The sequence below is a fragment of the Methylobacterium sp. 001424705 genome (genome assembly GCF_059816145.1).
On the sequence record NZ_JCBANU010000002.1, the window covers coordinates 15,889 to 33,193 of the forward strand.

The window sequence follows — 17,305 nt, forward strand, 5'->3', positions numbered from 1 at the left end:
GCTCCACCTGCCTCAGGCCGCCCGGATCGCCGGCTCCGGCGCGTCCGACAGGTCGTGGGCGAGCCGGGCCGCCTCGGCGACGAAGCTCCGGCGGACCGCGCCGGCATAGGGGTTGGCCCGCTCGATGGCGTCGAAGACCTCCGGCGCATCGTGGCGCACCATCGCCACCGCCTGCATCAGGAGGTCGAAGCTCCGGGTGGTCATGCGGGTCGGCAGCGGCTCCATCCGCACCATCACCTTCGCGATGAGGTGGGTCAGGCCCTGGACGACCGCCGCGTCCCGGTCATGCGCCTCCGGCGTCGTCAGGATGACGTCGAGGCCGAGATGCCGGCGCAGGAAGGCGGCGACCTGCCGGGTTTGACCGCCCCGCACCTCGCAGAGCGCAATCTTCAGGCCCCGGAGGCCGTCGCGGGCGCTCTGCGGCCCGAACAGCGGATGGGTGGCGACGATGGCGACGTGCCCCGGCAGCCCGTCCCGCATCGCCGTCGCGGCCACGGCCTTCACCGAACCGACATCGAGGACGAGGGCGCCCGGGCGGAGATGCGGACCGATCGCGGCCACGATGCCCGTGATCGCCGGAACCGGAGCCGCCAGGATCACCACCGGGCAATCCGCTGCAACGCGCAGGGCGCCTGGGGACACATCGGACCCTGGCTCGGCCGGCATCGCGGGGTCGTACGCGTGAATGACGAAGAACGGTGCAAGGTGGCGCGCCACGAGGCGGCCGAAGGCACCGAAGCCGATCAGGCCGAGGCGGGGACGGGGATTCTCGGGGGAATGGGACAGCACGGACGTGACCTCGGTGGAAGCCGGGCCGTCGACGTGTGGTCCTGGATGGAGATCAACCGCCGACGACGCAGCGGTTGAGACATGACGAGCCCCGCGCCGCTAAGGGTGCGGCGCCGGATACGCGAGGGGGCGAAGGACGGTCGTCATCGTGGCGCCTGTCTAAGGGCGCGCCGGGCGTCGCGTCAATGCCGGCGCCGCCTCCCTGCGGGTGGGCCTTCAGGCCGGCGCGTACTGCATCTCGCCGTTGCCGAAGGACCAGTTCTCCTTCGCCACCTCGACGAGGTTGATGAAGACGTCCGTACGGCGGATCCCGGTCCGCGCGGCGATACCGTCGGCGATCTGCCGGTACAGGGCGCGCTTGACCGCGACGGAGCGCCCGGCATTCCAGGTGATCTGGATGATGACGAGGTCGTCCGTGTAGGTCACGCCGAGATAGCCGGCCTCGGGCGCCACGATCTCCCCGGCCCCGTGGCGGGTGACGATCTGGAACTCGTCGTTCTCGGGCACGCTCGCCACCGCGCGCAGGGCGACATAGACCACGTCGCCGACGGTCCGGGCACGATCCGGCGGTGCCGTGCGATTCAGGTCGATGCGGATGAGGGGCATGGCGGTCTCCCGGCGGCCCTGCGCCTCATGAACGTGGTCTCACCAGCCGAAGCGGGCGATCTCGCCGAGGCGCGCCTGCACGGCGGCCTCGTCGCGCCCGAGGGCGGCGGCGCGCTGGGACAAGGTGTAACACGTCCCGCAGAAGCCGACCTGCATCAGCGGAATGCCGTCCGCCCGCGCCCGCGACACCGATCCGATCAGGCAGGCGATGACGGAGTCGCCCGCCGGGAGGCCGAGACAATCGGCCCGCGGGCTGCCGAAGAGCGGCCGGTTCGGCCAGGCGAGCGACACGCTCGTCCCGCCACGCCGGTCGGGGGCCGGGGGCACCGTGTAGCTGCGCACGAAGAGGGCCGCGAACAGCAGGACGAGGCCAGGCAGGACGAGGGCGCGCATGGCGGGACCGCTCCGTCAGGCCGGTTCGTCGAACCGGCTCCAGCGGAACACCTCCGTGCCGGCGCCGTCGATGACCCGCACGGCTTCGGCGGGCGCGCCGCTGCGCTGGGGCGCCCGGGCCCGGGCGAACAGGGTCAGGGCCCGCTCCTTGGCGGCCTCGACCGTGTAGGTGCGCACGGAAATGCGCTGGCTCACGGGATCATCGCCGCGCGCGCCTGCCTCGTCCTCCGCGGCGAGGACTTCGATGTGGTAGGTCTCGCGCGGGTTCACGGCGGCTCCATCACGCTGGCACGGCCCGACCATCCATAACCGCAGCGGCCGTGCCTTGGCACCATGGCCGGGCCGGCTGCGACGAAAAAGGCCGGGCCTCGCGGCCCGGCCCTCGGTCCGGATGGTGGCGGAGGCCTCAGCGGGACGCGGGCCCGGAGGGCGGGGTGCTCGGCGCTGCAGTGCCCGGCGTGACGGCACGCCCGGCGCTCGGCAGCGGGGCGGCGCTCGGGTTGCGCACGGCGCCGGCGCCCGGTGCAGTCCCGGTGGTCGCGGGGGCATTGGAGGTGCCGCCGCCCAAGCCGGTTCCGGAACCGTTGATCGCGTTCTGGCCGGCGCCGGTCACCGAGGATTGCGCCTGTGCGGCGCCCGCGAGGGCGAGGCCGAGGGCGGCGGCGGCGAGGAGGAAGGTCGGCGTGCGCATGGCGGCTGTTTTCCGGGAGATGAGGAATTGATCTGGAGCGTCTTGCCGGTTCAACGCGGGGCGGCAACAACGGGTTCAGATCGCAAAGCGGCCGGTGACGGGTGCAACTGCCGGCCGGATGTGGTTTGGTGGCCACTCCCGACAACCCTCCTGGCGAGTCCGGCCGGACGCGTTCCGGCCCACAGAACAGAGAACACCATGCCGACGACGCCCTTCGTCACGGCCGACTGGCTCCACGCCCGTCTCGGCGCGCCCGACATCGTGATCCTCGACGGGTCCTGGTACCTCCCGGCCCAGGGGCGCGATGCCCGGGCCGAGTATCTCGCCGGTCACATCCCCGGCGCGATCCGCTTCGACATCGACACCATGAGCGACGAGACCTCGCCGCTGCCCCACATGCTGCCGCGCCCGGAGGTCTTCGCCTCCCGCATGCGGGCGCTGGGCGTAGGCGACGGCGCCCACATCGTCGTCTATGACGGGATGGGCCTGTTCTCGGCGCCGCGGGTGCGCTGGATGCTGAAGGCCTACGGGGTCCGCGACGTGGAGATCCTGGAGGGCGGCCTTCCGGCCTGGGTGGCGGCGGGCTACCCCCTCGAGGACGGCGAGGGCCGGCCGCGCGCCCGGCGCCACTTCACCGCCCGCCTCGACCACGGCGCCGTGGCGGATGCCTCGGACATTGCCCGGGCCCTCGAATCGGGCAGCGCCCAGCTGGTCGACGCCCGCTCGGGCGCGCGCTTCCGCGGCGAGGAGGCGGAACCCCGCCCCGGCGTCCGCCCCGGCCACATGCCGGGCGCCCGCAACGTCCACTATGCCGCACTCCAGAGCGAAGGTCGGCTGAAGGAGGAGGCAGCCCTGCGCGCGGTCTTCGCCGAGAACGGCGTCGATGTCGGCAAGCCCGTGATCACCACCTGCGGGTCGGGCGTCACCGCCGCCATCGTCGGGCTGGCGCTGGAGACCCTGGGCCGGCCGCCCCGCGCCCTCTACGACGGCTCCTGGTCGGAATGGGGCTCGGATCCCAAGCGTCCGGTCGCCACCGGCCCGGCCTGACCCGCCGCCTTGCTGAACCCCGACCCTCCGGCGGTTCGCGGCGCCGCGCCGGAGCGCCAGCGCTCGCAGGGCCGCATCCACCTGCGCGTGGCCTGCGCGGACGGGCACGACACCCGCATCCTCGACATCGGCGAGGGCGGACCCTTGCGCCTGCGTCTGCCGCGCCGGCCGAAGGGCCCGTGCGAGGCGGTGCTCCTCAACACCGCCGGCGGCATCGCCTGCGGCGACACGTTTCGCGTCACCGCCGATGTCGGTGCGGGGGGCGACCTGACCCTGACCACCACGGCGGCCGAGAAGGTCTACCGTTCGGACGGGCCGATGAGCCGGATCGCCACCGTGGTGACGGTGGGAGCCGGAGGGCGCCTCGCGCATCTGCCGCAGGAAACGATCCTGTTCGACCAAGCCGCCCTGGCGCGGCGCTTCGAGGCGGATCTGGCGCCGGGCGCCCACCTCCTCGCCTTCGAGGCCATCACCTTCGGGCGGACCGCCCGCAACGAGCCGATGACGCGAGGCCACCTCTCCGACACCTGGCGCATCCGCCGCGACGGACGCCTCGTCTACGCCGACACCCTCCGCCTCGACGGCGCCCTCTCGGACCAGCTCGCCCGAACGGCGATCGGCAACGGCGCCCGGGCGATGGCGACGATCCTCGACGTCTCGCCCGTGGCGGAGGGCCGGCTGGACGAGACCCGCGCCCTGCTCGACGCGACCGGCGTGGACGGCGTCGCCGCGGCGGCCAGCGGCTGGAACGGACACCTCGTCGTCCGCCTTCTCGGCCGCGATCCGGACGCCCTGCGGGCCGTGGCCCAGCGCCTCCTCACCGCCTATCGGGGACGGCCCCTCCCCCGCGTCTGGCAGAGCTGAGCATTCGGATGGGCCGACCGCCATCTCGGCAGGCCGGTGCACGCGTGCGGGCACCGGCGCTGGTTGCCGTCCCAAAAATGCGGTCGGCGAGGCCGGCCCGGTCGGCACGAAGGATGCAGTGTCCGCCACGAGGCCGGGCAATGTCCGTGGGCGTCGGGGCGCTCCGGCGGCGGACCCCGTGCTGGAGAATCCACGCCGGCCCGACCCGGCGCGGCGGCCGCCTTGTCGCGGTGATCTTGTCGCGGTGACCCAGGAGACCTGAATCCATGCTGCCCACGATCCTGGACATTGCGAGCCTGCGCGCGGCCTTCGCCTCCGGCAGCCTCGACCCCGTCGGCCTCGCCGAGACCGTCGCCGAGCGGATGGCGGCCTCGCCCGACCCGGCCATCTTCATCACCCCGGTGCCGCGCGCCGATCTCGTCGCGGCGGCCCGCGCCCTGATGCAGGCGCACCCGGAGCCGAATTCCCTGCCGCTCTGGGGCCTGCCCTTCGCCGTCAAGGACAACATCGACGTGGCGGGCCTGCCCACCACCGCCGCCTGCCCGGCCTTCGCCACCACGCCCGAGCGCGATGCCGCGGTGGTGGCGCGGTTGAAGGCCGCCGGCGCCCTGGTGACGGGCAAGACCAACCTCGACCAGTTCGCCACCGGCCTCAACGGCACGCGCTCGCCCTACGGTGCCCCGCGCAGCGTGTTCAACGCCGACTTCGTTTCAGGCGGATCGAGTTCCGGTTCGGCCGTGGCCGTGGCGGCCGGGCTCGCCTGCTTCAGTCTCGGCACCGACACCGCCGGCTCCGGCCGCGTGCCGGCGGCCTTCAACAACCTCGTCGGCATCAAGCCGACGCCGGGGGCGCTGAGCACCACCGGCCTCGTTCCGGCCTGCCGCAGCCTCGACTGCATCACGGTGTTCGCGAGCACCGTCGGGGACGGCCTCGCCGTGCGCCGGATCGCCGAGGGGTTCGACCCGGCCGACCCGTATTCGCGCCCGGTGGTCCCGCATCCCCTCCCGGCGACGGGCCTGCGCTTTGGCGTGCTCGCCCCGGCCGAGCGCGAGTTCTACGGCGATGCCGAGACGGCGGCCCTCTACGACGACGCCATCGCCCGGCTGGAGCGCCTCGGTGCCGTCGCCGTGCCGTTCGACTACGCGCCATTCCGGGAGATCGCCTCTCTCCTGTATGACGGCCCCTGGGTCGCCGAGCGGCTGGCGGCGGTCGAAGCCTTCCATGCCGACCATGCCGCCGCGATGGATCCGAGCGTGCGCGCCATCCTCGACTCGGCCCGCACCTACAGCGCCGTCGACGCCTTCCGGGGTCGGTACGCCTTCGAGGCCCTGAAGCGCCGGACCGATGCGATCCTCGCCGGGCTCGACGTGCTGTTGCTGCCGACCGCGCCGACGATCTACACGGTGGCCGAGATGGCGGCGGAGCCCATCGTCCGGAACAGCCATCTCGGCCGCTACACCAATTTCGCCAACCTGCTTGGGATGGCCGCCATCGCGGTGCCGGCCGGGTTCCGCCGGGACGGCCTGCCGGCGGGCGTGACGCTGGTGGGACCCGGCTTCAGCGACGAGGCCCTGGCGCCCTGGGCCGATGCCCTGCATCGCGACCTCGCCGGCGGCATGGGCGTCGAGCGTGCCCGCTCCCTCCCCGAAGAAGGCCGCGTTCCTGCCTCGCCCTCCGGGCAGATCCCCCTGGTCGTGGTCGGTGCGCACCTCACAGGGCTCGCCCTCAATCACCAGCTCCAGGACCTCGGAGCGACGTTCCTGCGCGCGACCCGGACGGCGCCCGACTACCGGCTCTATGCCCTGCCCGGCACGGTGCCGCCGAAACCCGGCCTCGTGCGCGCGCCCGGCTTCGCGGGCCCCGGGCTCGAGGTCGAGGTCTGGGCGCTCGACCCGGCTGCCTTCGGGCGTTTCGCCGCCGCGATTCCCGCGCCCCTCGGCCTCGGCAAGATCGCTCTGGCCGATGGCGAACCCGTCTCGGGCTTCCTCTGCGAAGCCCACGCCGTCGCGGAGGCGCCGGAGATCACCCGGCACGGGGGGTGGCGTGCCTATCTCGCCGCCGGGCGCGGCTGAGGCGAGGTCCGGGGCTGCCCTTGCGAGGGCCGGCGGGCTTGCCCTAAACCCCCGGGCACGGCAGGCCCTGCGCCCGCCTCGAAGAGGATCCGGGTTTGCCGCGCACCCTACGCTGTCGCCTCGACGCCGTCAGCCAGATCGAGGCGGAGGGGACGCCCGACACGTGGCGCGCGACTGGGTCGGACCCGCATTTCCGCCTCTGGCCGCCGGAGGGACGCCGGCGCCATCGCGGCGGCTGGGTCCGCTTGCGCGCCGACCTCACCGCCCTCGACCGCACGAAGCTCGTCCCGATCCTCTACGTCGATGACGGCCAGGGGTTTCGCGAGACCCTGACCATTCCGCTGGAGGCCGATGCGACCGGCATCGACAACCTCGTGCACCTGCCGCGCCGGGTCCGGGGCCTGCGCCTCGATCCGATGAGCGGCGCCGGACGCTTTCGCCTGGGCCACGTCTCCCTGACCCATCTCGGCCCCCTCGGCGCGACCGCGGAGACCGCCCGCCGCCGCGTGCAGGCGCTGCCCGAGGCAGAGCGCGCGCCGGCCCGCCTCCTCGCCCGCCTCGGCAACGCCTGGCGCGCGAAGGGCGCCGCGGAACTCTGGCGCGACTTCCGGGCGAGCGCCCGGCCCCGTCCGGTGCCGGCCTCCTACACGGCCTGGATCGACACGGTGGAGACGCCAAGCCGCCTCAGCGTGGCGGCGATGCGGGCCGAGATCGAGGGCTTCCGCTCTCGCCCCCGTATCTCCATCGTCATGCCGGTCTACAACACTCCCCGGCGCTGGTTGAAAGCCGCCATCGCCTCGGTGCAGGCCCAGGCCTATCCGGACTGGGAACTCTGCCTCTGCGATGACAACTCGCCCGACCCGCAGATCTGGCCGCTGCTCCAGGCCTTCGCGGCCGCCGACCCGCGCATCAAGCTCCATCGCCGCACCACGAACGGGCGCATCTCGGCCGCTTCGAATGACGCCATGGCCCTGGCGTCCGGCACCTACCTAACCCTGATGGACCACGACGACGCGATTCCCGACAACGCGCTCTACGAGTTCGTCCGTATCCTGAACGCCGACGCGAGCGTCGACTTCATCTACTCGGACGAGGACAAGATCTCGATCGACGGGGTCCGCTACGAGCCGTTCTTCAAGCCGGACTGGTCGCCCGAAGCCCTCGAAGCCTGCATGTATACGGCGCACCTGGCGCTCTACCGAATGGACATCGTCCGCCAAATCGGCGGCTTTCGCGACGAATGCAACGGGGCGCAGGATTACGACTTCGCCCTGCGTTACACCGAGCACGTCCGCAACGTCGTCCACGTGCCGAAGGTGCTCTATCATTGGCGCGCGATCCCGGGCTCCACCGCCCAGACCATGGACAACAAGGACTACGTCATCGCCGCGGCGATCCGTGGCCTGGAGGACCGGGCCCGGCGCACCGGCGAACTCGACTTCGCCCGCTCGAGCGCGTTCAAGGGCTGTTTCGAGATGCGCCGCAAGCTGACCGAGCGCCCTTCGGTCTCCATCGTGATCCCCACGGCCGGGCGCGACAGCACCGTCGGCGGCTGCACGGTGGATCTCCTCGCCGCCTGTCTCGACAGCGTCGCCGCGACCAGCACCTATCCCGACATCGAGTTCGTGGTGGTGGACAACGGGGACCTGCGATCCGGCACGGAGGCGGCCCTCGCCCGCCACGGCGCCCGGCGCGTGACCTGGTCGGAGCCGGTCTTCAACGTGGCGGCCAAGATGAACCTCGGCGCCGCGGCGGCGAGCGGCGACATCCTGGTCTTCCTCAACGACGACATCGCGGTCATCACGCCCGACTGGATCGAGGCGATGCTGGCGCAGTTGCAGATCCCCGGCGTCGGCGCCGTCGGCCCCAAGCTCCTGTTCGAGACCGGCGAGATCCAGCATGTCGGCGTCTCGATCGTCGACGCCACCCCCGATCATGTCCGGCGCGGCTATCCCGGCGACGATCCCGGGCACTTCTTCTCCACCGTCGGCAGCCGGAACTACCTTGCGGTCACCGGCGCCTGCGTGATGGTGCGGCGCGCGGACTTCGAGGCCATCGGCGGCTTCGATGCGGGCTTCGCCGTGAATTACAACGACGTCGACCTGTGCCTGCGCCTGCGCGAGCGCGGGCTGCGCAGCGTCTACTGCGCCCAGGCCAGCCTCTATCACTATGAGAGCCGCAATCGCGCCCGCACCGTCGACCCGGCCGAGCACCAGCGGTTTCGCGATCGCTGGGCGGCGAAGCTCCCCCGCGATCCCTATTACGGCGAGTGGTTCGAGGCCCTGCCCCCGACCTTCGAGCTCGACCCGGCCCGCTTCTGAGCCTTCGCGCTTCGCGAAGGCTGGATCGGAAAACTCCGAATTGCGAACGGCTCCAAGGTAGGATCATCGTCCCGCCGGAAGAGACGGATCGGACTCGGGCATGCCGGCAGGGGCGTTCATGGGCGGGGAGGCGACGGTCGCGGTGACCGCGCTCCTGCTCGTGCTCTGCATGGGCCTCTGGGCCAGCGGCCTCATCGCAGAGATCGTCACGGCGATGCTGTTCTTCGCCGGGGCGATGCTGTTCCACCTCGCGCCCCCTGCGACGGTGTTCTCGGGCTTCGCCTCCTCGGCGTTCTGGCTCGTCCTGAGCGGCATGGTGGTCGGGCTCGCCATGACGCGCTCCGGCCTCGGCGACCGCCTGGCGCGAAGCCTGTCGGGGCATCTCTCCGCCTCCTACCCGGCCTTCGTCGCCGGGATCGTCGCCCTGTCCTTCGCCGTCGCCTTCGTGATGCCGTCCAATCTCGGGCGGATCGCCCTGCTGGTCCCGGTGGTGCTCGCGCTCTGCGACGCCTTCGGGCTCGCGAACGGGCGCCCGGGCCGGCACGGCGCGGTCCTGGCGGTGGGACTCGCCACGCCGCTCCTCTCCGCCGCGATCCTGCCCGCCAACGTCCCGAACCTCGTCATGGCCGGCACCGCGGAGACGCAGTACGGCCTCCACATCGCCTACCTGCCCTACCTACTGCTGCATGCGCCGGTCCTGGCCCTCGCGAAGGGCGTCCTGCTCGTCCTGGCGATCCTCTGGCTGTTTCCGGACCGGCTCGACCACGGCGAAAACGGGGCCGCCCTGGTCAAGGAACCCCTGCGCCCGGAGGCGCGGCGCCTCGCCGTGATCCTGGCCGCCACCCTCGCCTTCTGGGTCACGGACAGCCTGCACCACATCGCCCCCGCCTGGGTGGGCCTCGTCGCCGCGATCCTCTGCCTGATGCCCCGCATCGGCGTCCTGCCCGCCGAGGCCTTCGGCGCCGTGAACCTGCGGACCTGCTTCTACGTGGCCGCCCTCCTGGGTCTCGTGGCCACCGTGAACGAGACCGGCCTCGGCGCTCGCCTGGGCCATGCCATGCTCCACGTCGCGCCCCTGACGCCCGACGCGCCGGGCTACAATTTCGGGATTCTGACAGGGCTCGCGGCGATCCTGACCCTCGCAGTCACCGCGAACGGCGCCCCGGCACTCTACACGGCGCTCGCGGGCGAGATGGCCCGGGTCAGCGGTCTCGACCTCATGGCCGTGGTGATGATCCAGGTGGTTGGCTACTCGACCCTGTTCCTGCCCTACCAGGCGCCGCCGATCGTCCTCGCGGTCGATCTCGGCAAGGTGCCACTGCGGGCAGCGACCAAGCTGACCCTGGCAACGGGGCTCGCGTCGCTCGTCGTCGTCGCACCCCTGGATTATCTGTGGTGGCGCATGCTCGGATGGCTGCCATGACGCGGCGCGAGGCGAATGACGATTTGGCGCCCGTGTCGCATGTGCGTTGCGGCAAGCCGGGGTTGCGCATTGGCGCCTGCCCGCTAGCACTTTAGAGACGATCCAAATTTTTCTTGGCGCACCTTCAAATCGGGGTGCGCCGCCCAGTCGAGGACCTTCCGCACGATGGCTCCCACCGTCCGTCCCACGGTCGCCCAGCCGCTCTCACCCCACCTCCAGATCTACCGCTGGACCTGGACCATGGCGATGTCGGTATTCCACCGCGTCACCGGCACCGCGCTCTACGGCGGCTCGGCCCTGGTGGCGATCTGGCTGGTGGCCCTCGCCGCGGGTCCGGGCGCCTACGGCACCGTGTCGTGGTTCTTCGGCTCCATCGTCGGGCGCTTGGTGCTGTTCGTCTACACGTGGATCCTGATGCACCACATGTTGGGCGGCCTGCGCCACTTCATCTGGGATCTCGGCTACGGCTTCGACCGCGCCCAGCGCATGGGCCTCGCCCGCGCCACCCTGATCGGTTCCGTCATCCTGACCGTCCTGATCTGGGCGCTTGCCCTGACCCTGCGCTGAGGAGGCCGATCGATGGTCGACAATCGCCAGAACACCCACGTCACCATGCGTACGCCCCGCGCCCGGGTGAAGGGCCTCGGGGCTTCGGGCCACGGCGCGGGCCATTTCTGGATCCAGCGCCTGACCGCCGCCGCCAACGCGCCGCTCATGCTGGCTTTCGTGGTGGTCGTCGCCCTGATGGCGAACCGGCCCTACCCGGAGGCCGTCGCCCTGATGTCGCACCCGGTGGTGGCGCTCATCCTGATCCTCGCCGTGATCTCGGTCACGGCCCATATGAGGATCGGAATGCAAGTCATCATCGAAGACTACGTGCACGACAAGACACTCAAGCTCTTGAGCCTGCTCGCCAACAACTTCTACGCGGTCGTCGTCGCCGTCGCCTGCCTGTACGCGATCCTGCGCGTCAGCCTCGGCAAGCTCGTCTGACCCGCATCCCGAACCCGAAGGATCAGCCCATGGCCACCAACGGAACCAACGGCAACGGCACGCCCGCCTACACGATCAACGACCACACCTTCGACGTAGTGGTGGTGGGTGCGGGCGGCGCGGGCCTGCGCGCCACCGTGGGCTGCTCCCAGGCCGGCCTGCGCACCGCCTGCATCTCCAAGGTGTTCCCGACCCGGTCCCACACCGTGGCGGCGCAGGGCGGCATCTCGGCCTCCCTCGGCAACATGGGCCCGGACGATTGGCGCTGGCACATGTACGACACCGTGAAGGGGTCGGACTGGCTCGGCGACCAGGACGCGATCGAGTACCTCGTGCGCAACGCGCCCGCCGCCGTCTACGAACTCGAGCACTGGGGCGTGCCCTTCTCCCGCACCGAAGAGGGCAAGATCTACCAGCGCCCCTTCGGCGGCATGACCACCGATTACGGCAAGGGCACCGCCCAGCGCACCTGCGCGGCGGCCGACCGCACCGGCCACGCCATGCTGCACACCCTCTACGGGCAGGCGGTGAAGAACCACACCAACTTCTTCATCGAGTACTTCGCCCTCGACCTCATCATGGACGAGGAGGGCCGCTGCCTCGGCGTCATCGCCATCGACCAGGCGTCGGGCGAGATCCACCGCTTCCGCGCCCAGCAGACCATCCTGGCCACCGGCGGCTACGGCCGCTCGTACTTCTCGGCCACTTCGGCCCATACCTGCACCGGCGACGGCAACGCCATGGTGCTGCGCGCCGGCCTGCCCCTGCAGGACATGGAATTCGTGCAATTCCACCCCACCGGCATCTACGGCGCCGGCTGCCTCATCACCGAGGGCGCGCGCGGCGAGGGCGGCTACCTGACCAACTCCGAGGGCGAGCGCTTCATGGAACGCTACGCCCCGAGCGCCAAGGACCTTGCCTCGCGCGACGTGGTCTCCCGCTCCATGACCATGGAGATCCGGGCCGGTCGCGGCGTCGGCAAGTCCAACGACCACATCTACCTGCACCTCGACCACCTCGACCCGGCCATCCTGCACCAGCGCCTTCCCGGCATCTCGGAATCGGCCAAGATCTTCGCGGGCGTCGACGTCACAAAGGAGCCGATCCCGGTACTGCCGACCGTGCACTACAACATGGGCGGCATCCCGACGAACTATCACGGCGAGGTGCTGACCCTGCGCAACGGCAACCCCGACACGGTGGTGCCGGGCCTGATGGCACTGGGCGAGGCGGCCTGTGTCTCGGTGCACGGGGCCAACCGCCTCGGCTCGAACTCGCTGATCGACCTCGTGGTGTTCGGCCGGGCCGCCGGTCTGCGCTGTGCCGAGATCGTCGAGCCGGGCGCCCGCCAGATGGACCTGCCGAAGGATTCCGCCGACAAGGCGCTCGCCCGCCTCGACCGCTTCCGCTACGCCAGCGGCGGTACCCCGACGGCGCAGCTGCGCGCCGAGATGCAGAAGACCATGCAGAACAACTGCGCGGTGTTCCGCACCGGCGAGGTGCTGGAGGAGGGCAAGACCCTCATCCACAAGGTCGCCGCCGGTATTCCCGACATCCACGTCAACGACCGCTCGCTGATCTGGAACACCGACCTCCTCGAGACCCTCGAGTTCGACAACCTGATCGGCCAGGCCGTCGTCACCATGGAATCGGCGGCCAACCGCAAGGAGAGCCGCGGCGCCCATGCCCGCGAGGACTTCCCGGACCGCGACGACAAGGAGTGGATGAAGCACACCCTCGCCTGGATGGACGACTCGTCCAAGCAGGTCAGCATCGATTACCGTCCGGTCCACACCTACACGATGTCGAACGAGATCCAGTACATCGAGCCGAAGGCGCGGGTATATTGAGGACACGACACTTGTCGTTCCCTGGACTGGTTCTCACGAGACGGATTTAGGCACGCCACACCATGGCTCAGTTTAATCTTCCCAAAAACTCTCAGATCACCGAGGGCAAGACCTGGCCTCGGCCCGCGGGCGCCAACAACCTGCAGGAATTCCGGATCTACCGCTGGAATCCCGATGACGGGAAGAACCCGCGCGTCGACGTCTACCAGGTCGATCGCGACGATTGCGGCCCGATGGTCCTCGACGCCCTCCTGTGGATCAAGAGCAAGGTCGACTCAACCCTGGTGTTCCGCCGCTCCTGCCGCGAGGGCATCTGCGGCTCCTGTGCCATGAACATCGAGGGCCAGAACGCGCTGGCCTGCACCATGGGCATCGACGAGTGCCAGGAGCACGCCAAGGGCAAGAAGACCGGCGCGGTGCGGATCTATCCGCTGCCGCACATGCCGGTGCTGAAGGACCTCGTCCCCGACCTGACGAACTTCTTCGCCCAGCATGCGTCCATCGAGCCCTGGCTCCAGACCGAGACGCCCGCGCCCGAGGGCGAGTGGAAGCAGACGCCGGAGGACCGAGCCCAGCTCGACGGACTCTACGAATGCATCCTCTGCGCCTGCTGCACCACCTCGTGCCCGAGCTACTGGTGGAACGGCGACCGCTTCCTCGGCCCGGCGGCCCTGCTCCAGGCCTATCGCTGGCTGATCGACAGCCGCGACGAGAACACCGGCGAGCGCCTCGATGCGCTGCACGATCCCTTCCGGCTGTATCGCTGCCACACGATCATGAACTGCGCCAACACCTGCCCGAAGAGCCTGAACCCGGCCAAGGCCATCGCCGAGATCAAGAAGATGATGATCGCCCGCGAGGTCTGATACGGGCTCCCCTCAATCAAAGCGGAGCGTGATTTAGGCAAGCCGGCGCGTCGTCTGGGCGAAGCCCAGATCCGCCATCCCGAAGGGATCAGCCGGATCTGGACTGAGGCTCGGCCCCGGTCGCGACCGGACATTGGAAGAAAAGGGGCGCGCGGTCGATCGGACCGCGCGCCCCTTTCTCATGTGCGGGGCTCCCCGGTGGGCGAGCTCCGCCGCGCCGGACTACTCAGCCGGGGCGTGATGGGGCCCATGCACGGTGGCCGGCTCCGCCTTGGGCTGGATGCCCTCGGTGGCGTCCTTGCGGCGGAAGATCCGCATCACCACCACGAAGAACACCGGCACGAACAGCACCGCCAGGATGGTGGCCGAGATCATGCCGCCGAGCACGCCGGTGCCGATCGCCTGCTGGCTCTTCGAGGCGGCGCCGGAGGCGATCGCCAGGGGCACCACGCCGAAGATGAAGGCCAGCGAGGTCATCACGATCGGTCGGAAGCGGAGCGTCGCCGCCTCGATGGTCGCGTCCACCAGGGAGGTTCCCGGCTTCCAGAGGTCCTTGGCAAATTCCACGATCAGGATCGCGTTCTTGGCCGAGAGGCCGATGATCGTGATGATGCCGATCTTGAAGTAGACGTCGTTCGGCAGCCCGCGCAGGTACACCGCCGCCACGGAGCCGATGACGCCGAGCGGGATGACCAACAGCACGGAGAACGGGATCGACCAGCTCTCGTAGAGGGCGGCCAGGCATAGGAACACGATCAGGATCGAGAGGCCGAGCAGCAGCGAGGCCTGTGAGCCCGCCTGCTTCTCCTGCAGCGACTGGCCGGTCCAGGCGTAGCCGAAGCCCTTCGGCAACTGCTCCATCAGCCGCTCCATTTCATTCAGCGCGTCGCCCGAGGTGTAGCCCGGGGCCGGCTCGCCGGTGATGCGCACCGACTGGTAGCCGTTGAAGCCGATGATCTGGGCCGGGCCGACGCCCCATTTTAGGTCGGCGAAGGACGACATCGGCACCATAGTCCCGGAGGCGTTCTTCACCCCGTAGTTCAGGATGTCGGCCGCCTTCAGGCGTTGTGCGTCCTCGGCTTGAACGATGACGCGCTGCATCTTGCCCCGGTTCGGAAAGTCGTTGGTGTAGACCGAGCCGAGATTGACCTGGATGGTGTTGTTGATCTCTTCGAAGTTGACTCCGAGGGCGGCCGCCTTCTCGCGGTCGATGACAAGCTCCGCCTGGGGCGCCGGGGGCAGGCCCTCGACATAGACCTTTTGCAGGACGGGGCTCTTGCGGGCGAGCGACAGCAACTGCTCCTGGGCCGCCATCAGGGCCGAGTAGCCCTTCTGCGCGCGGTCCTGGAGGCGGAAGCTGAAGCCCGAGGCGTTGCCGAGATTGTCGATCGGCGGCGGCTCGAGAGCCTGGATCACCGCGTCCTTGTACGATGCCAAAGCCTTGTTGGTGCCCTCGATTAGCTTGGCCGCCGAGTTGTCGGCATCGCGCTCACCCCAGGGCTTCAGGGTCACGAAGGCCTGCGAGGTGACCTGTCCCTGGCCGGAGAATGAGAAGCCGTTGACGACGGTCACGGTGGCGACGCCGGGCTGCGCGAGGAGGTGTTCCTCGACCTTCTTCACCGCCGCTTCGGTGCGGTTGAAGGAGGAGCCGGGCGGGGTCTGGATGTCGACGGTGAAGAAGCCCTGATCCTCCACCGGCAGGAAGCCCTCCGGCAGGCGGAGGAAGGCGTAGCCGAGGCCGATGACCAGGGCGAGATAGACCAGCATGACCCGGCCGGAGCGCTTGATCAGCCCGGCGACGCCGCGGCCGTAGCGGGCGGTCTCGCGATCCACCACCCGGTTGAACCAGCCGAAGACGCCGCCCTTCGAATGGCCGTGGCCCTTCTCGATGGGCTTGAGCAGGGTCGCGCACAGGGCCGGGGTCAGCGACAGGGCCAGCAGCGCCGAGAACGCGATCGAGGTCACCATGGCGATGGAGAACTGGCGGTAAATAATGCCGACCGAGCCGGGGAAGAACGCCATCGGGATGAACACCGCGATCAGCACCAGCGTGATCCCGATGATGGCGCCGGTGATCTGGCTCATCGCCTTGCGGGTGGCCTCCTTCGGAGAGAGGCCTTCCTCGTTCATGATGCGCTCGACGTTCTCGACCACCACGATGGCGTCATCGACGAGGATGCCGATGGCGAGCACCATGCCGAACATGGTGAGCACGTTCACCGAGAAACCTGCGAGCAGCATCACCGTGCAGGTGCCCATCAGGGCGATCGGGACCACGATGGTGGGGATGAGCGTGTAGCGGATGTTCTGGAGGAAGACGAACATCACGATGAACACCAGCACCACCGCCTCGACGAGGGTGTGCAGCACCTTCTCGATGGAAGCCTCGACGGCCGGGGTGATGTCGTAGGGGATGTCCCACTTCACGTTCGACGGGAAGAACTGCGACAGCTCCTCCATTTTGGCGCGGATGGCCGAGGCGGTCTGGAGCGCGTTGCCGTCGGGGGCCAGGGTGACGGAGATGCCGGCGGCCTCGCCGCCGTCGAGGCGGGTCGTGAATTTGTAGTCCTCGCCACCGAGCTCGATCCGGGCGACGTCGCGCAAGCGCACGTTGGAGCCGTCGGAATTGGCGCGCAGCACGATGGCGCCGAACTCCTCCGGCGCGGTCATCTGGCCCTTCACGATGATGGGGAAGTTGACCGGGTTGTTCTGCGGGCTCGGCATGGCGCCGACGGCGCCGGAGGCGATCTGGACGTTCTGGTTCGAGATCGCCTTCGACACGTCCGAGGCGTTGAGCGAGAGACCGCGCAACTTGTCGGAATCGATCCAGATGCGCAGGCTTCGCTCGGTGGAGTACAGCGTCGCGCGTCCGACGCCGGGGATGCGCCGGATCTCATTGATGACGTTGCGGATGAGGAAGTCGCCGAGCGCGATCTCGTCCATCGACTTGTCGGGCGAGACCAGGGTGATGATCTGCAGTGTCGCGGCGGAGGCCTCCTCCACCAGGGTGCCCTGCTGGCGCACTTCGGCGGGCAGCCGGGCCTCGACGCGCTTGAGGCGGTTCTGCACCTCGACGCCCGCGAGGCTCGAATCGGTGCCAGGCTGGAACTGGGCCGTGATCTCGACGACGCCGAAGGCGTCGCTGGCCGATTCGAAGCTCAGGATGTTGGCGGCCCCGTTCAGTTCATCCTCGATGAGCCGCGTGGTGCCCGTGTAGAGGTTCTCCACCGAGGCGCCCGGATAGGCGGTCGAGAGCGCGATGGAGGGGGGCGCGATCACGGGATACTGCGCCACCGGCAATTGCGGGATCGTGAGCAGGCCTCCCAGGATGATGAAGAGGGCGACGACCCAGGCGAAGACCGGTCGGTCGATGAAGAAGCGAGCCATGGT

The 17,305-nt window shown here is 69.9% G+C and carries 15 protein-coding genes; 9 read left to right on the forward strand and 6 right to left on the reverse strand.

Annotation, left to right across the window (positions count from 1 at the left end):
- Positions 1 to 12 precede the first annotated feature (12 nt).
- From AC6EUL_RS02290 to AC6EUL_RS02310, 5 genes are all read right to left on the reverse strand, one after another.
- Entirely contained in the window at positions 13 to 786 is a 774-nt protein-coding gene (locus tag AC6EUL_RS02290; RefSeq protein ID WP_499868882.1) for a prephenate dehydrogenase/arogenate dehydrogenase family protein, read from the reverse strand.
- A 219-nt stretch (positions 787 to 1,005) separates the two neighbouring features.
- A complete protein-coding gene (locus tag AC6EUL_RS02295) occupies positions 1,006 to 1,395 on the reverse strand; it encodes a tautomerase family protein (RefSeq protein WP_499868642.1) in 390 nt (129 codons plus the stop codon).
- 39 nt (positions 1,396 to 1,434) lie between these two features.
- Positions 1,435 to 1,788, reverse strand: coding sequence for a hypothetical protein (locus AC6EUL_RS02300; RefSeq protein WP_499868643.1), 354 nt, complete (start codon positions 1,786 to 1,788; stop codon positions 1,435 to 1,437).
- Positions 1,789 to 1,803: 15 nt separating this feature from the next.
- Positions 1,804 to 2,058 (reverse strand): hypothetical protein, encoded by a 255-nt coding sequence (locus AC6EUL_RS02305; protein ID WP_244476353.1) that lies wholly within the window; start codon positions 2,056 to 2,058, stop codon positions 1,804 to 1,806.
- A 136-nt stretch (positions 2,059 to 2,194) separates the two neighbouring features.
- Positions 2,195 to 2,479, reverse strand: coding sequence for a hypothetical protein (locus tag AC6EUL_RS02310; RefSeq protein WP_499868645.1), 285 nt, complete (start codon positions 2,477 to 2,479; stop codon positions 2,195 to 2,197).
- 198 nt (positions 2,480 to 2,677) lie between these two features.
- On the opposite strand from AC6EUL_RS02310, the gene sseA reads away from it, so the two are divergent.
- From sseA to AC6EUL_RS02355, 9 genes are all read left to right on the forward strand, one after another.
- Positions 2,678 to 3,526, forward strand: coding sequence for a 3-mercaptopyruvate sulfurtransferase (sseA, locus tag AC6EUL_RS02315; protein WP_056378563.1), 849 nt, complete (start codon positions 2,678 to 2,680; stop codon positions 3,524 to 3,526).
- Between the two features lie 9 nt (positions 3,527 to 3,535).
- A complete protein-coding gene (locus AC6EUL_RS02320) occupies positions 3,536 to 4,390 on the forward strand; it encodes an urease accessory protein UreD (RefSeq protein WP_499868648.1) in 855 nt (284 codons plus the stop codon).
- A gap of 266 nt (positions 4,391 to 4,656) precedes the next feature.
- Positions 4,657 to 6,462 (forward strand): allophanate hydrolase, encoded by a 1,806-nt coding sequence (atzF, locus tag AC6EUL_RS02325; protein ID WP_499868650.1) that lies wholly within the window; start codon positions 4,657 to 4,659, stop codon positions 6,460 to 6,462.
- Between the two features lie 95 nt (positions 6,463 to 6,557).
- Positions 6,558 to 8,783, forward strand: coding sequence for a glycosyltransferase family 2 protein (locus tag AC6EUL_RS02330; RefSeq protein WP_499868651.1), 2,226 nt, complete (start codon positions 6,558 to 6,560; stop codon positions 8,781 to 8,783).
- A gap of 100 nt (positions 8,784 to 8,883) precedes the next feature.
- The gene (locus AC6EUL_RS02335) at positions 8,884 to 10,206 is read left to right on the forward strand and encodes an SLC13 family permease (protein WP_499868653.1); all 1,323 of its coding nucleotides are present in this window, start codon (positions 8,884 to 8,886) and stop codon (positions 10,204 to 10,206) included.
- Between the two features lie 165 nt (positions 10,207 to 10,371).
- Complete coding sequence (gene sdhC / locus AC6EUL_RS02340; RefSeq protein ID WP_056354075.1) at positions 10,372 to 10,773, forward strand: succinate dehydrogenase, cytochrome b556 subunit; 402 nt, start codon at positions 10,372 to 10,374, stop codon at positions 10,771 to 10,773.
- Positions 10,774 to 10,785: 12 nt separating this feature from the next.
- Positions 10,786 to 11,199 carry a succinate dehydrogenase, hydrophobic membrane anchor protein gene (sdhD, locus tag AC6EUL_RS02345; protein WP_056354072.1) on the forward strand — a complete coding sequence of 138 codons (414 nt, stop codon included), beginning with the start codon at positions 10,786 to 10,788 and terminating at the stop codon, positions 11,197 to 11,199.
- Between the two features lie 29 nt (positions 11,200 to 11,228).
- Positions 11,229 to 13,049 (forward strand): succinate dehydrogenase flavoprotein subunit, encoded by a 1,821-nt coding sequence (gene sdhA, locus AC6EUL_RS02350; protein ID WP_499868656.1) that lies wholly within the window; start codon positions 11,229 to 11,231, stop codon positions 13,047 to 13,049.
- 62 nt (positions 13,050 to 13,111) lie between these two features.
- On the forward strand, positions 13,112 to 13,915 hold the full coding sequence (locus AC6EUL_RS02355) for a succinate dehydrogenase iron-sulfur subunit (RefSeq protein WP_056211228.1): 804 nt from the start codon (positions 13,112 to 13,114) through the stop codon (positions 13,913 to 13,915).
- A gap of 222 nt (positions 13,916 to 14,137) precedes the next feature.
- On the opposite strand, the gene AC6EUL_RS02360 is transcribed toward AC6EUL_RS02355, so the two are convergent.
- A complete protein-coding gene (locus tag AC6EUL_RS02360; RefSeq protein WP_056211226.1) occupies positions 14,138 to 17,302 on the reverse strand; it encodes a multidrug efflux RND transporter permease subunit in 3,165 nt (1,054 codons plus the stop codon).
- Between the last annotated feature and the right edge of the window lie 3 nt (positions 17,303 to 17,305).

Coding starts and splice junctions, on each gene's coding strand:
- sseA (WP_056378563.1), top strand. CDS start 2,678: ATGCCGACGACGCCCTTCGTCACGGCCGACTGGCTCCACGCCCGTCTC.
- AC6EUL_RS02355 (WP_056211228.1), top strand. CDS start 13,112: ATGGCTCAGTTTAATCTTCCCAAAAACTCTCAGATCACCGAGGGCAAG.
- sdhC (WP_056354075.1), top strand. CDS start 10,372: ATGGCTCCCACCGTCCGTCCCACGGTCGCCCAGCCGCTCTCACCCCAC.
- AC6EUL_RS02295 (WP_499868642.1), bottom strand. CDS start 1,395: ATGCCCCTCATCCGCATCGACCTGAATCGCACGGCACCGCCGGATCGT.
- AC6EUL_RS02300 (WP_499868643.1), bottom strand. CDS start 1,788: ATGCGCGCCCTCGTCCTGCCTGGCCTCGTCCTGCTGTTCGCGGCCCTC.
- AC6EUL_RS02360 (WP_056211226.1), bottom strand. CDS start 17,302: ATGGCTCGCTTCTTCATCGACCGACCGGTCTTCGCCTGGGTCGTCGCC.
- sdhD (WP_056354072.1), top strand. CDS start 10,786: ATGGTCGACAATCGCCAGAACACCCACGTCACCATGCGTACGCCCCGC.
- sdhA (WP_499868656.1), top strand. CDS start 11,229: ATGGCCACCAACGGAACCAACGGCAACGGCACGCCCGCCTACACGATC.
- AC6EUL_RS02335 (WP_499868653.1), top strand. CDS start 8,884: ATGCCGGCAGGGGCGTTCATGGGCGGGGAGGCGACGGTCGCGGTGACC.
- atzF (WP_499868650.1), top strand. CDS start 4,657: ATGCTGCCCACGATCCTGGACATTGCGAGCCTGCGCGCGGCCTTCGCC.
- AC6EUL_RS02310 (WP_499868645.1), bottom strand. CDS start 2,479: ATGCGCACGCCGACCTTCCTCCTCGCCGCCGCCGCCCTCGGCCTCGCC.